The organism is Paenibacillus sp. FSL H3-0333, assembly GCF_038002805.1.
Classification (GTDB): domain Bacteria; phylum Bacillota; class Bacilli; order Paenibacillales; family Paenibacillaceae; genus Paenibacillus_AQ; species Paenibacillus_AQ silagei.
Map to the genome: position 1 here is coordinate 6,335,638 of NZ_JBBODG010000001.1, position 15,136 is coordinate 6,350,773.

At 53.4% G+C, this 15,136-nt stretch carries 12 protein-coding genes; 3 read left to right on the forward strand and 9 right to left on the reverse strand.

What is annotated here, in order from left to right; genetic code table 11:
• Positions 1 to 53: 53 nt before the first annotated feature.
• Complete coding sequence (locus tag MHH78_RS27875) at positions 54 to 1,424, reverse strand: polysaccharide deacetylase family protein (protein ID WP_036722582.1); 1,371 nt, start codon at positions 1,422 to 1,424, stop codon at positions 54 to 56.
• 223 nt (positions 1,425 to 1,647) lie between these two features.
• Between MHH78_RS27875 and MHH78_RS27880 the strand changes: the two genes are divergently transcribed.
• Positions 1,648 to 2,889 carry an AI-2E family transporter gene (locus MHH78_RS27880; RefSeq protein WP_341169555.1) on the forward strand — a complete coding sequence of 414 codons (1,242 nt, stop codon included), beginning with the start codon at positions 1,648 to 1,650 and terminating at the stop codon, positions 2,887 to 2,889.
• On the opposite strand, the gene MHH78_RS27885 is transcribed toward MHH78_RS27880, so the two are convergent.
• The 8 genes from MHH78_RS27885 to MHH78_RS27920 all read right to left on the reverse strand — a co-directional run bounded on the left by MHH78_RS27885 (position 2,838) and on the right by MHH78_RS27920 (position 12,396).
• Positions 2,838 to 4,655, reverse strand: a complete 1,818-nt coding sequence (locus tag MHH78_RS27885) for a peptidoglycan D,D-transpeptidase FtsI family protein (RefSeq protein ID WP_341169556.1) — start codon at positions 4,653 to 4,655, stop codon at positions 2,838 to 2,840. The two genes, MHH78_RS27880 and MHH78_RS27885, sit on opposite strands and share 52 nt — an antisense overlap.
• A 180-nt stretch (positions 4,656 to 4,835) precedes the next feature.
• Entirely contained in the window at positions 4,836 to 5,783 is a 948-nt protein-coding gene (locus tag MHH78_RS27890) for a methyl-accepting chemotaxis protein (protein ID WP_341169557.1), read from the reverse strand.
• Positions 5,784 to 5,804: 21 nt separating this feature from the next.
• Positions 5,805 to 6,905, reverse strand: coding sequence for a cache domain-containing sensor histidine kinase (locus MHH78_RS27895; RefSeq protein ID WP_341169558.1), 1,101 nt, complete (start codon positions 6,903 to 6,905; stop codon positions 5,805 to 5,807).
• A gap of 121 nt (positions 6,906 to 7,026) precedes the next feature.
• A complete protein-coding gene (locus MHH78_RS27900; RefSeq protein WP_341169559.1) occupies positions 7,027 to 8,052 on the reverse strand; it encodes a glycoside hydrolase family 130 protein in 1,026 nt (341 codons plus the stop codon).
• 66 nt (positions 8,053 to 8,118) lie between these two features.
• Positions 8,119 to 8,952, reverse strand: a complete 834-nt coding sequence (locus tag MHH78_RS27905; RefSeq protein ID WP_340991793.1) for a carbohydrate ABC transporter permease — start codon at positions 8,950 to 8,952, stop codon at positions 8,119 to 8,121.
• Between the two features lie 4 nt (positions 8,953 to 8,956).
• The gene (locus MHH78_RS27910; protein ID WP_341169560.1) at positions 8,957 to 9,838 is read right to left on the reverse strand and encodes a carbohydrate ABC transporter permease; all 882 of its coding nucleotides are present in this window, start codon (positions 9,836 to 9,838) and stop codon (positions 8,957 to 8,959) included.
• A gap of 107 nt (positions 9,839 to 9,945) precedes the next feature.
• The gene (locus MHH78_RS27915) at positions 9,946 to 11,322 is read right to left on the reverse strand and encodes an ABC transporter substrate-binding protein (RefSeq protein ID WP_341170390.1); all 1,377 of its coding nucleotides are present in this window, start codon (positions 11,320 to 11,322) and stop codon (positions 9,946 to 9,948) included.
• 309 nt (positions 11,323 to 11,631) lie between these two features.
• Positions 11,632 to 12,396, reverse strand: coding sequence for a response regulator (locus MHH78_RS27920; protein ID WP_340954955.1), 765 nt, complete (start codon positions 12,394 to 12,396; stop codon positions 11,632 to 11,634).
• Positions 12,397 to 12,652: 256 nt separating this feature from the next.
• On the opposite strand from MHH78_RS27920, the gene MHH78_RS27925 reads away from it, so the two are divergent.
• Together MHH78_RS27925 and MHH78_RS27930 are read left to right on the forward strand one after the other, a co-directional pair.
• Entirely contained in the window at positions 12,653 to 13,882 is a 1,230-nt protein-coding gene (locus MHH78_RS27925; RefSeq protein ID WP_341169561.1) for an AGE family epimerase/isomerase, read from the forward strand.
• Positions 13,882 to 15,057 (forward strand): glycoside hydrolase family 130 protein, encoded by a 1,176-nt coding sequence (locus MHH78_RS27930; RefSeq protein ID WP_341169562.1) that lies wholly within the window; start codon positions 13,882 to 13,884, stop codon positions 15,055 to 15,057. The genes MHH78_RS27925 and MHH78_RS27930 overlap by 1 nt, the downstream gene beginning before the upstream one ends.
• Positions 15,058 to 15,136: the final 79 nt, after the last annotated feature.

Here is a 15,136-nt window from a genome sequence, read left to right on the forward strand (position 1 = left end):
GCCAGCGGAGATTGTAATCAATATAAGTGCATTAAACTGTGTATGCTTCGTCTTCAATGAACTACCGTTGCTCCGGGAAGCTCAGCTTCAAGCGTCCGTTCCTCTTCGTGTACCCGCTCCACATGCTTGTGCGGAAGCTGACGGTTCATCTGGTCCAGAAGCTGCGATACCGGCATCAGTATCATCTTGGGCACCAGTTGGTCACTGCGTTCCTTAAGTCTTGCGCCGCCTGACGGATGAATCACACTCATGAGAATACTAAGGTAGAACTTGGTGCTGCTGGCGAACAGTCCGCTGGGCAGATCCAGTACGATGAAGCCGAACTTCTCCGGCCCGCGGTTGATCATGCTGACTCCGTAGAGCGCTTTGGCTTCAGCTAGCTCCACATCACCGCAAATCCGCTCGGCCAGCACCGGCAGATCCTTCTCCATCCGGCGGATCAGGCGGATCGCAAGCTGGGCAGTGGAACGGGAATGAACTCCCAGCTCGAATAGCTGCCTGTTATCGAAATGCAGCTCGATCACCTTGTCGCCCTTGCTTAAGGTCTCGCCGTTATCCATGTGGACCGTTCTGCCCTGGTACTTGCGCAGCCGGTAATGCAGGAACGGGTCTTCCTGCGAGATTGTCTTGATCTGGAACAGCAGCTGAAAGAGCTTCTCCCAGCCCAGCCATAAACCGACAAGCAGCCGCTTGCCGAAGGACAAATGCGTAATCGGGGAGCGCTGCACCGCCTTGATCATCTCGTCAATCCGGACGCTGTGCAGTCCGCGCCGCTCGGCCTCGGCCAGCATCCGCTCCAGCGCAATCAGCATATGCTCCGGTGCATTCGGATCAGCGCCGATCGTCGTCCCGCAGTCATGCAGCAGCAGCACCTCTCCCGGGCCGAGCTTTGCAATGAGCTTCTCGGTCAGCTTCTCCGCTCCAAGCTTCTCTTTCCAGTCGCCGAACATCGCCGACCACAGCACAATCTGCACCTGACGGCGTTTGGAGAAGTCGAACAGGTTCACGATTCCCCAAGGAGGACGGTAATAAGTGCTGCGCTCGCCGGTAATGGAGAAGATGATCTCGTCCGTCCGGTCAATCTGCTTCCTCACCGTGGCGGGACGCATCAGCCAGTTCGTCTTGTGCACATAATTATGAATTCCGATCAAATGCCCTTCGTCATGCATTCGCTTGATGATCTCGGGGTGCTGCTCCGCGTGCGAGCCAACGACAAAAAAGGTCGCCTTCGCATCGTAGCGTTTAAGCAGATCGAGCAGCAGCGGTGTATAATGCGGGTCTGGCCCGTCATCAAAGGTCAGGCCGTAATCCGTACGCCCAATTCCTTTGCGGAAGACACGATAACCAAATAAACGGCTGATCATACCGGGAATAAAAGCATAAAAGGTAGAGATATAAAATAGCCAGAGCAGCAAAGTCTGCATGTACAATCACCGCTTTTCCAGAGTTGACTTTGGCTCGCCTTACGTCTGTTAGGAGATAGATGTGATACGGCCAAGTAGAGTAAGTAGAAGCGACAGCTTTAAAAAACATCACCTCCTAGTTTAACACAGCTGCCAAAGAAATAGACGTTTTTTATTAAAATCGTGTACAATGAGTTGAAGTGCAGGTTACAAATTCATCTTCACAAAGGGGTCGTTTAAATCTATGCTGCCGCTGTACAGAAAATATTGGCGCACCTTTTTCGACATTGGGCTGCTTGTTCTAACCGTATATTTAGTGATGCTCGGCTTCAGTAAATTGTACCAGCTGGCTGCGCCGGTGTTCCTGTCCTTTTTTGTATTTCTGCTGATTGAGCCGCTGGCCCGCTTCCTGAACCGCAAGGGAATGGCCAAGCCCTTCGCCTCCGCGATCTCCGTGGTGCTCTTCCTGGTCATCCTGCTGGGCGTCCTGTTCGGTGCCGGACTGCTGATTACGACCCAGGCGATTCACCTCCAGAATAATCTGCCCAAATATACATACGTGGTCCAGCAGCATTTCGCAGAGACTACGACCTATCTTCAGCACAAAATCGATTCGCTTCCATCCGATGTGACAGATAAGCTGAACGGTTATTTCACAGATGCCACCAATATTCTCTCGAAGTGGATGGTCGCCTTCTTCAAATATATGGTCGGAGTGCTTGGCTCTTTCTCTTCCTTTATGGCTAATTTCGGGATTGCGATCATTCTCGCCTTTTTCCTCAGCATGGAGATTAAGGACTGGCGCCGAATTGCCCATGAGAAGCTGCCGAAGACGTTCAAGACCGCCTATGCCTTCCTGCAGGGCAATGTGTTCAAGGCTATCGGTTCTTATATCAAAGCACAGATGATCCTGATCAGCATCACCTTCGTCATTATTCTGGCTGGCCTGCTGATTCTTCGGACGGGCAATGTACTCACCATCGCGCTGGTCTGCGCCGTGGTCGATCTGCTGCCGCTGCTTGGAGTACCTGCGGTGCTGATCCCTTGGATCATCTATCTGTTCATTGTCGGAAATACTTCGCTTGCTATCGGGCTCATCGTTCTGCTGGCTGTAGTAATGGTGGTTAGACAGCTGCTGGAGCCCAAAATCACAGGGAATTCGATCGGTGTCTCCTCTGCCTTCCTGATGCTCTCCTTCGTGATTCTGTCCTCCTCCCTGTTCGGGATAGCAGGACTCATTCTGTCGCCGATTCTGCTGATTCTGCTCAAGGAGCTGCTCCAGCAGGGATATCTCCAGCAGTGGATCTATCTGCCGCAGGAGGAGTTCGTCGTCTCGCCCTTCGCGGCCTCGGGAACCTCTACGGCAGGCGCTCCCATAAGCGGCAGTCCGGCCGGGAATGCCGAGTCTAATGCGCAGCCTGCCGGTCCAGGCCCTCAGGCCCCGGTTGATCCGCCTTCCAGCCCCGACAACAGCTCGAACACCTGACCGAACAGGCGGGTGGCGGCCTGCGGACTGTCTGGATCCACATTCTCTATCGCCACAGACACCGCATATTTCGGATGGTCAACCGGACCATAGCCGATGAACCATTGATTGTTGCGCGGCGTGCCATGCTCCAGCGTCTGGGCCGTGCCTGATTTGCCGGCGAGCGGCCAAGCGGAAGGCTTCAGCATCCGGCCTGTGCCCTCTGTGACTACGCTGCGCATCATGCCCAGCAGCACACGGGCAGTGGCCGGAGCGATCCGGCCCTCCGGCGCTGGCGCCAGATGTCCCGGAAGCTCCTTAAGCGTCTGTCCATTGGCAAAAGCAACCCGCTGCAGAATCCGCGGCGCTCTCACCTCACCGCCATGCAGCAGTGTGACGACCAGATTCGCCGCCTGCAGCGGAGTGATCCGCACATCGCGCTGGCCGATCGCCGTCTGGACTCTCGCCCCGCCGTCATCCGGCAGGAGCGTGGTGAAGATGGTTCCCGGCTGCTCCCCGGCCAGCGGCCGGAGCAACGGCAGACCGAGCGTATTCTCCGCCTGCCACCCGATGCTCCGGCCCAGTCCGAGGGCAAGGGCGGTAGCTTGAAGCTTCAGACCGCTCAGCCGCTCGGCCAGCGTAGCAAATACAGTATTACAGGACACGGCGAACCCTTGCTTAAGCGTAAGGGCGCCGTGTCCTTTGCCGTGGGGACATGACAATCCGTATTTCCCATATGCTCCTGCACAGAAGAAAGGCTCCTCCGGCGTGGTCAGCCCGGCTTCAAGTGCGGCAGCGGCCGTAACAATTTTGAAGATAGAGCCCGGAGCGGCCGCTTGAAGAGCACGGTTGTTCCATTCTCCCCCTTGCGGTGAGACCTGCTGCGGATTGTAGAACGGCAAGGAGACCATCGCTGCGATATCACCGCTCCGGCTGTCCATTACCACAATCGCCCCTTCCTTCACCCCGGCTTCCGCCGCCAGCTGCTCAATGCTCTCCTGAAGCTTCAGATCAATTGTGGTATATAGTGACAGCGGATAATAGGGGTTGCCCGGCGCCTTGACTGTGATCGGGCTTCCCGGAACCCGTTTGCCGCGCGCATCAACCTGGGCAACGGCCTCCGTGTGCCCCACGCCCTGCAGCAGCGGCTCCAGCGTCTTCTCCAGCCCGTCTGTGCCGGTTCTTGGAATTCTCAGTCCTGTAGGGGATTGAGTGACAGCTTCGCCTGAAGCTTCAGACAGATAACCGAGCCACTGTCGGCCGGATGCAGACCCGTTATATCTGCGGGCAAAAGGCAGCGCCCGGACACCTTCAATCCCAAGCGCCTCCACTTCTCTGGCCTGCGGCAGGGTCAGGGCCAGCGGCCCCGTGCCTTGGCCGGAAGGCCAGAGCAACGGCTCCTTCAGCCCCAGCCGTCTTGCCTGCAGCTGGTTGTAGCTGACGCCAAGAATCTCCGCCAGACGGTGAAGCTGCTGGTCATCGTTATATTCACCGGCACCATGATGCCGGTGAAGCTCTTCCTCCGGCGGGAACAGCGCAGCGGTCCAGACCGTCTCTCCAGCCAGCGCCCTTCCGTGTTTGTCATACAGCCGTCCTCTTCCGCTGTCCAGCACCGTCTCCCGCTCACTTTGCAGCTCTGCCATCTGAGCTACAGTGTAACGGGTGCCGCTTACTACACTATCCTTCAGCAGCAGCTGTACCCAGGCCAGCCTGATTATCAGGCCCGCCAGCAGCATACACAGGATCAGGCATCCCCAAAATATGCGTGTATGAATCAGCTTGTGCAAAATGCTATTCCTCCATCCAGTGGGCTGCAGAACCATGGCTAATATTATACCCACCTCATGAATCAAAATAACCCCGCAAAGTGGGGCATTAGCTTCGATGATAACTCAAGTACTTTGCGGGGGCCCCAAAACATATAAGCCCCGCCTTCCCTCTAGGGAAAGGCGGGGCTTATGAACGGATCACACGTTGAACTTGGATAATCGCTCCCGCAGTCTGGAGGAGGCATTCTCCAGCTTACTGGAGAGGGTAACCAGATATTCGCTTACATTCTCCTGTTCTCCGGTAAGGGAGGCTACCTCTTCAGAGGCGGCCGAGGATTCTTCGGCGAACGAGCTGACATTGCCTATCGTCTCTGACAAGATCTGCTGCGAGTGGTTCAGGCCGTCAATCGAAGAAGATACCGAATCCAGCCTGGTAATCAGCTGATGCATCTGCCCCTGTACACTAATGAAGATCTCACTGGTGTTCTGAACATAGTCCATCTGCTCCCCGAACAGCGGCGCAACCTCGGACAAGGCGTCTACCGTCTCATGCATATCCCGCATGATCCGGTCCGTAATCTCGCCCACCACGGCAATGGAACGCTTGGACTGCTCCGCCAGCTGGCGGATTTCATCAGCGACAACCGTGAAGCCCTTGCCCGCTTCGCCTGCCCGAGCCGCTTCAATAGTAGCGTTCAGCGACAGGATATTGGTCTGCTGGGTGATGCTCTGCATGACCTCCAGCACCTGAATGACCGATGAGGCGGTATCCTTAAGCTCATTCACTTTAAGGACCAGCTTGCCTGTCCTGTCGCCAGTCTCTTGCGTTCTGCCCAGCAGCTCCTGCAGCTTGACTACCCCTTCCGCACTGGCTTGCTCCACACTATGCGCAGTTCCGCCAATCTCATGGGCTACTGCAATGACAGCTTCCATCTTCTCCGAGATCTGAGCCGTCATCTCATTCCCCCGGTCCGCCTCCAGTGAGAGGCTGCCGGCACCGCCGGCAATCTCTTCCGTGGCTGCGGCAATATCCTTCGCTGCCACCGCTGTGTCCCGCGAGGCATTGCCAAGGGCTTCCGCTGCTTCCGTAACCTCACGCGCGGTCTCATTGGTGTGGGCGACCAGCTCTGTAATCTGCTCCATCATCAGGTTGAAGGAGCCGGACAGCTAGCCTATCTCATCACGGGTGACGACATCAGTACGTACGCGCAGATCCCCGTCTGCCCCCTTGACCATCAGATCCCGCAGACGTGAGAGCGGACGTGAGACCATCCGTACCATCCAGAGTCCTATCAGTACGGCAACGGCAGCAGCGGCGGCTACCGCGATGTAGGTCGTGTTAAGGATCCGTCCCGCATCCTTGGTCAGATTGCCGGAAGGCACCACACCGAGCAGTCTCCAGCCGGAGGTATGCAGCGTACCGTAGACCGCAAGAATGGATTTGCCCTTCTCATCCTTGGTCGGCAGGGAGCCGGAGGTGTCGCTTAATCCCTTGAACAGGGTTCCCCCCAGGCGCAGATAGGTGTCCGTCTCCTCTTGCTGGGAAGAGGCAATCAGCTCATCTGTGGCAGTCAGCAACTGGATATAGGAACCCTGACCCAGATCAACCATTTTCAGCTGGCTGTCAAGCTCTGTACTCTTAATATCGCAGACCGCCAGATAACCGGTGTGACCCGCTTCCGCCGCCACAGACTTAGCGAAACGCACCACTCCTTCAGCCTCTCCCTGCTTCAGCGCTTCGGTAATCCACCGGCTCTGCGGCTTCTCCTGCAGCTGCTTGTACCATGCTGCATCACGGATAGCCGCCAGGAAATCATTATCCACTTCACCAGCTCCGGCTGCGGGCAACGCTTCATCCAGCGGAACCAGATACACTGCCTGCACGCCGGGTACAGCCGAGAGCCATTGATCGAGCTCCCCGTTAATCGTCGTGGACAGCTCTGTACGCTTCGCAGGATCTGCTGCAGCAGGGCCTGCCAGTGCGACCGCCTGCTGAATATCCTCATTGTAGAACAGCTGACCCAGATTATCTTCATAGCGCAGCAGGACGACATCCAGCTTCTCAGCCGTCTGCTCCACAGTCTGCTGATTAGCAGACAATGCATTGTTCTCAATCGTATGTCTGGCCACAGCGTAAGAAATATAACCCAGAGACAGCACAATTCCCATGGTCGCGATGAAAAAAACCAGAAAGAGCCGCATCCCCAGCGACTTGGAGGGATGCAGCCGAGAAAGAATAGAGGTACTCCGAACTGTTGACCTGCTCAAAAAACCACCGCCAGATTCTATGTATTCTTGGTATTCATGACCCTATTCATGATATACCATCAGCTCCTTGGTGGCTGTGATTTTGTTGTATGCAGCAAATTACGTCGGGTGGCGGACAGGTCTAGATCTTACCAGGGCCGGCATCATCGCCAATCTCTTCATGCGTCTCGATAACGTAATTGACGATTTCCTGGACAGTGGTGTAGGCAACGCCGACATAGGTGTCCGCAGCCCCGTAATAGATGGCAATCCGGCCGGTATCCGCATCGCTCAGCGCAGCACAAGGGAAGAGTACATTGTTGACAAAGCCTCTTTCTTCATACCATTCTTCCGGGGTCAGCACGAAGTTCCGGGAGCGGTATTTCACTCTAGAAGGCTCCTCCGCATCCAGAATCACCGCTCCCATGCTGTAAACAAGGCCGTTACAGGTCCCTGTAACCCCGTGATAGAACATCAGCCAGCCTTCCGAGGTCTCAATAGGCGCAGGTCCGCCGCCGATCTTGGTGCTCTGCCACCAGCCTTGTCCGCCCTTGGTCATGACATGACGGTGTTTGCCCCAGTATACGAAGTCAGGACTCTCGCTCAGGAAGACATCACCGAACGGCGTATGTCCGCTGTCGCTTGGACGGGAGAGCATGACGAAATTGCCGCCTATTTTCTTTGGAAATAGCACGCCGTTGCGGTTGAACGGCAGGAACGGATTCTCCAGACTGATGAAATGCTTGAAATCCTGTGTCTTCGCTACGCCGATGGCTGCTCCATAGAAGTCTGTGCACCAGATGATGTAATACGTATCCTCCACCTTCACCAGACGGGGATCGTACGCGTAACGCGGCATGTAAGGGTTACCTGCCTCGTCTGTGAATTGGATCGGCTGCTCATCAATGACCCAATCCAGGCCGTCCGCGCTGCGGCCCATCCGCAGATGGGGGCGGGTCGTGTGATCCTCCACACGGAAGACTCCCAGGAAGCTGCCCTCGTAAGCGATCACGGCGCTGTTGAAGATACGGGCGACCCCCTTCGCCGGATTGCGCTTGATCACCGGGTTATCGCTATGCCTCCAGACCGGATTATCATTCCCGGCAGGTCTGTCCTGCCATGGTATATTCGGCAGGCTGTGGCTGCCAGTCAGCTTTACTTCTCTCATAATAGAATCCCTCCAAATGTTAAATGCAGCAGTCGCTGCGGATAAATGTAGTGTACGGCATCCGTTTTATTTGACCGACCCTTGGGCGAAGCCGTTATAAATGTATTTTTGCAGCGCTACGAACGCGATCAGCGTCGGAATGATGGCGATCATAATCGCGGCGCAGATAACCTCCCACTGGGAGCCGTAGGGTCCTTTGAATTTGAACAGTGCGGTAGATACGACCTGCAGGCTGCTTTTTGGCATATACAGGAACGGGGTATAGAAGTCATTGTAGATATTAACACCCTTCACGATGATCACCGTCACAATGGCCGGACTCAGCAGCGGAAGAATGATTCTCCAGTAGATCGTCCAGTAGGAGGCACCATCCAGCATTGCGGATTCATCCAGCGATTCAGAGATCGAGTCCAGGAACTGCATGAAGATATAGACAGCGATAATATCGGTCCCCAGATACATCAGAATCGGCGCCCAGCGGGTATTGAACAAATCCAGAGCATTGATAATCTGAAAAGTTGCTACTTGTGTAGTTACTCCGGGAATCAGCGTAGCCAGCAGAAAAGCCCCCATCAGCGCCTTGCTGCCTCTGAATTTGAAGCGGGCCAGAATATAAGCCATCATCGAGCCGGTAAGCGTAGCGCCCGCAATGGAAATAAGGACGATAATGATCGTGTTCATGAAGCCGAGCAGCATGTTCCCGTCTACGAAGGCTTTGGTGTAGTTGGCGAAATTCAGCCAGTTCTCGGGCAGGGTCAGCGGACCGGTTGAAGCGTACTCAGCATTGGTCTTCAAGGAGGCGAAGAAGACAACGACAATCGGGATCAGCGCCATCAGCGCACCCAGCACCAGGGAGAGATATTTGAAGAAGGCCGCCACGTTGTATTTCAAGGTATGCATCGCTCTATTTCTCCTCCTTGATCAGAATGCGCTGCAGAATGGTAACCAGAACAACGATACCCAGCAGTACCACAGCCATTGCAGAAGCCAGCCCCAGCTTGCTGTATTTGAAGGCCACATCGACGGTCTGGATGACAAAAGTGCCGCTGCCGTTAGAGCCGCCGGTCATGACATACGGAATCTCAAACACCCCGATGGCCCCGCTGACCGCGAGGATCAGATTGAGCTGGAGGATACGCTTGATGCTTGGGATGATAATATGCCGGAACTGATGCCAGCGGTTAGCGCCGTCTATCTCCGAGGCCTCATAGATATCGCTGCCGATCGAGGAGATTGCGCCAAGGAAGATAATAAAGTTCATCCCCATATACCTCCATACCGAGGCAAAAGCGAGAGAGATGTTAATGAGCTGCGGATTCAGCAGCCATTTCTGTTGCAGCGCCCCGAGTCCAAGCAGATCAAGAATGGTATTAAGAGTGCCTTCCGGCTTGAAGAAGAACAGGAAGATGAACCCGATCGCCACACCGTTCAGCAAGGTCGGAAAGAACAGAATCCCCTTGAACCAGTTCTTCATCCGGACATTGAAGCTCAGAATCGTGGCAAAATAAAGCGCCAGTCCCATCTGGACAAAGGTGGCAAAAAAGTAATACAAGCTGACCTTGAATACGGCGAAGTACTCCGGCTTGGTAAAGATCGTCATGTAGTTGTCAAAGCCGATATACTCCATATTTTTGCTTAGCCCGTTCCAGCTGGTGAAGCTGTACTGAAACATTTTAAACACAGGTAAATAGGAGAACGTCAGCAGCAGAACTACGGGTACTAGTGAAAATAAAAAGATGATCAAAATCCGTTGATTTTTATAGCTCATGTTAGACAATTTGGGCACTCTCCACACCTCCAGAAAACTTACTGCTCTTAAGTCCGCTTCCATCCCTGCAAAAGTGAAGGGGATTATGCCGTTACCGGCATCTCCCCTTTCTTTTGTTCTTTAATTTACTTGGCAGTCACAATTTTGGCTCTGGCTGCTTTCCATTTATCATTCAGTTCTTTCATAATGTCATCATAGGATTGCTTGCGGTTGCCAATCGCCGCCTCGATAATTACTTTCTTGAAGTCAGGCTGCCAGAGACCGATTTCAGCTTCTTTATCAATGGCATCCACCCAGCCCTCTTCACCGGCTTTGGCTGGAGCAAGCGTGTCAAAGGTAATGTCAGTGCCTGCAAATTGCTTGAGAATTTCAGGCAATTCGGCTCCTTTTACCGGACTCATGCCCCCGCCTTCCACTGTCGGATAACCGGATTCATTGATGAACCAGTCTACCCAGGCTCTGGCGGCCTCTTTGTTTTTACTGTGAATGCTAACCCCCAGATTATAGTCGTCAGACAGAGGCACCAGGATCTTGTCGGCGTTGGTAGGGAATGGCATGAAGCCTATATCATCCGGGCTGGCAGCGAGCCCTTTGATCTGACCGATCGCCCAGGAGCCAAGCATCATGGTACCGATTTTACCGTTCGCCAGATCTGCCTTGGAGGATTCCCAGTCTGTTGTAGTAGGGTCCTCTTCAATCAGACCGTCTTTGGCCGCATCGTACATTACCTTGTACAGCTCGTAGTGCGGCTGGCCTGGAACGAAGTTATCGTCGGAGGCCACCTGGCCGATGTTGACATATTCACGGTCTCCGGCAACGGTAGCCAGATCCGCTTCCCACTGGGTCAGCGTCCAGCCCGCAGCATAGTTCGTGTAGAGAGGGACGGCATCCGTCTTCTCCTTGATGCTCTTCAGTGCGGCGGAGAACTGGTCAAAGGTTCTTGGAACCTCGGTCACTCCGGCATCCTTGAAGACCTGCTTGTTGTAGATCACGCCGGAGAAATTAACCGTAATCGGAATGCCGTAGGAAATCCCGTCTACTGTCCGCTCTTCCAGGCCTGTATATTGCTGTTCCAGGTCAGACTTTTTACCCAGCGGCTCGAAGAAGTCCGGCAGATCCTTGATCGCTACGCTGGTAGGCAGCAGCAGAACATCCCCGTAATCACTGGTGCTCATGCGGATTTTGATCTGATCCTCATAGTTGGATAAGGCTTCGAAATTCACTTTGATATTCGGATATTTCTCATTGAACTTGGCGGCGTAGTCTTTGAACACGGTATCCACGATATCCGTCCGCTGCGTAATCACCGTAATATCACCCTTGAGATCCTTGGCGGCACCTCCCTCTGGAGCGGCTGTTGCCTCCGCAGTGGTACCTGTGTTGCTGCCTGCATTGGTTGCTGCCGCATTAGTGGCGTTATTGTTGTCAGATGCACAGCCGGAGAACAGCCCGGCCATCAGTGTCAGCGCTGCCAACCCGGTAACTGCTTTGGTTTTTTTCATCATATTTCTGACCCCTCTCTTCATTTAGAACGAAATAGATTAATAACAAAACAATAACAATACGATCCGTTATTCCAATAAACAGAACTTAAATCATCTTGTCTTCACCTTGGATTCGCTGTTGTTATCGCTTACATCGCAATTATAGACCGTATAACCCCTCAAAACGATGGTTTCAATTGCTTTTTCTAGTCTTCAATTTGTTATTTTTGTTATATAAAAAATACAATAAAGAAAAACACTGCTCAATCACCTCTGGGGAGGTGAAGGGCAGTGCAAATGTGTTCGTATCATTCTAAGAGACGCATATCATGATCTGTACCGGCCTTTATACTCCTTGGGCGTCATGCCGCACATCTTTTTGAACAGCTTATTGAAATAGACCGGATCACTGTAGCCGACTTTGTCAGCAATCTCATAATTCTTCAGGTCCGGATGATGGAGCAGCATCTTCTTGGCCTCCACAATGCGGATGCCGATCAGGTAGTCCGTAATGGTCTGCCCTGTCTTATGCCTGAACAGCCTGCTGATATAACTCGCATTCATTCCTACGGCCTCAGCCAGCCGCTCAAGCTCGAAATTTAGCCCGTATTCCAGTTGAAGAATACTCTTCATCTGCTCTACCACATAATGCTCCCCGCCTTCAGAAGGCTGATGCAGCACTTCATCCGGGAGAGCAGCCGCAGGCGTCTGCTTAGTCGCTTCTACGCTTTTGAGCAGATCATATAATTGGGCCTTATCAATGGGCTTCAGCAGATAATCAAGCACACCGAAGCGCATCGCCTTACGGGCGTAGTCGAATTCACTGAAGCCGCTCAGTACAGCTATTGGCAACTGCTTGAGATGCGCTCTCGCCTCTTCAATCAGCTTGAATCCATCCATTCTTGGCATCTTGATATCTGTAATAAGAAGATCGATCTCTTCCAGGCTTAGCTCCTGCAGATGGTTCCAGGCCTCAAGCCCGTTGCCGTATGAGCCGATTACCCTAACTTCCACATCCATTCTGGAAGCAATCTTCTCAAGCCCGCGTCGGATCACTTCCTCATCATCCGCAATCATGATCCGGATTACCACCTTATCGCCCCCGTCATTTGATCCGCTATGATAGCGTTATCAATAATTATAAACTTTACAGATCCAATAGAAAATGTGTCCATATCCACTTTTATAGTCTTCAATTTACTTCATCCATTTCCCGCTTGAATTCCAGCCCGAAAAGGGTTATAACATGGTTATATATAGTTATTATTATACACTAACATAATAATAACAATTATAAAAAAGACAACTCCCATACCAGCAAGCAATATTAAGGAGTGAACAGAACAGGATGAACAATGCAACCGAAGTGTGGCGCACTCGGCTGGAAGCTGAGCTGTTAGACAACATTCTCGGCTTCTGGATGAAGCAGACCATCGACGAAACTCATGGCGGCTTTATCGGTGAGATGAACAACCAGCTGCAGGTGATACCCGGTGCAGACAAAAGCCTTGTACTGAATGCACGGATTCTCTGGACATTTGCAAGTGCTTACAGAATCTATGGAACGGCAGAATATTTGACTATGGCGGAACGCGCCTATGATTATCTCATTCAGTATTTCACAGATCCCGAATTTGGCGGATTCTTCTGGATGGTGGATGAACACGGCGCTGCTTCCCAGCCTAAGAAGCAAATCTACGGACTCGCTTTTGTCATCTATGCCTTGGCTGAGTACCATCATGCCACCGGCCGGGAAGACGTCCTGCGCCAAGCAACCCAATTGTTCCATTTGATTGAGAAGTACGGTTATGACCCTCTTCACACAGGGTATATCGAAGCCTTGTCACGGGAGTGGGAGATGACCGACTCCCTAAGTCTCAGCGCGAAGGATATGAATGAGAAGAAATCCATGAATACACATCTGCATGTGCTGGAAGGGTACACCGGCTTGTACCGGGTGTGGAAGTCAGAAGTGCTGGGGCACAAGCTTGCTGAGCTGATCGAAACCATGCTGGAGCATATCCTGGATTCGGACGGCAAGCACTTCCATCTGTTCATGGATGAAGAGTGGCGGGTGAAGTCAGGGCTTATCTCCTTCGGCCACGACATAGAAGGAAGCTGGCTGCTCAATGAAGCTGCGGAGACCCTTGGGGACGAGGAGCTGCTTGGGCGTGTGCGCAAGGCATCCCTGTCGATGGCCGAAGCCGCGCTGGCAGAGGGGATTGAAGTGGATGGCGGAATCTGGAATGAGGCCGATCGTAGCGGCTTCATCGATAAAGCCCATGAGTCCAGAGACTGGTGGCCGCAGGCTGAAGCCATGGTCGGATTCTACAATGCGTATCAGTTAACCGGAGATTCGCGGTTCCTGGAAGCCGCTGAGAACTCATGGAGCTTCACAGAGAAATATATTATTGATCATAAGCTGGGCGAATGGCACTGGGGTGTAGATGAATCCCTGCAGCCGCTGGCTCATACTCCCAAGGTGAGCGCCTGGAAATGTCCCTATCATAACAGCCGGGCCTGCTTCGAGATGATTAGACGGCTTGGCGAACCATTACATGTAGAGGAGATTATTTAATGAGCACAATCTTTGAACAACGGAAGCAGGCGTTGACGCAGCGCTATGAAGCTCTCATCGGCCGCACCAATGAGAAGCTGCCTTACGGCAACGGTATTTATGACCGCTACAAGTATCCCCTGCTCACTGCGGAGCACGCCCCCCTGATCTGGCGTTACGACTTCAATGAAGAGAGTAACCCTTATTTCGCAGAGAGAATCGGAGTGAACGGCGTATTCAATCCCGGCGCCATTGAGCTGAACGGCAAATTCTACATCATTGCCCGTGTGGAAGGTCATGACCGCAAATCCTTCTTCGCTGTTGCCGAGAGCAGCAGCGGGGTGGACGGCTTCCGCTTCTGGGATCACCCGGTAGTGCTTCCCGAGACCGCAGACCCGGATATTAACGTCTACGATATGCGCCTTGTGCAGCATGAAGACGGCTGGATCTACGGCCTGTTCTGCAGCGAACGCAAGGACCCGGACGCCCCCCCTGGTGATTTGTCCAGCGCAGTTGCCCAGTGCGGGATTGCCCGCACCAAGGATCTCAAGACCTGGGAGCGTCTCGCCGATCTTAAGACCGGCTCCGCCCAGCAGCGCAACGTGGTCCTGCATCCAGAGTTCGTTGACGGCAAGTATGCCTTCTACACGCGCCCGCAGGACGGGTTCATTGACGCCGGTTCCGGCGGCGGCATCGGCTGGGGCTTATCGGAGCAGATTGAGAACGCTGTTATCACCCGCGAGACGATTATAGACCAGCGCTACTACCATACCATCAAAGAAGTGAAGAACGGCCAAGGCCCGGCCCCGGTCAGAACTCCACTCGGATGGCTGCACATCGCCCATGGTGTCCGGGGCACCGCTGCCGGACTGCGCTATGTGCTGTACGCCTTCTTGTCTGATCTTGCGGAGCCTAACCGCGTAACTCATGCCCCAGGCGGGTATTTCGTTGCTCCGGACGGCGAAGAACGCGTCGGTGACGTATCTAACGTTGTCTTCTGCAACGGTATAATCACCCGTGATAACGGCGAGGTCTTCATCTATTACGCTTCCTCCGATACCCGTATCCATGTAGCCACCACTACCATAGATCAACTGCTGGATTATGTCGTGAATACTCCTGAAGATCCGCTTCGTTCCTATGCTTGCGTACAGCAGCGTATCGCTTTGATCGAACGGAACCTGCAATTGAAATAACGCAAACAAGCGGAAACGGTACCGTCCTTTTAGAGGACGGTACCGTTTTAGCGAGAAATAGAAGGATAAGTTATCGTGT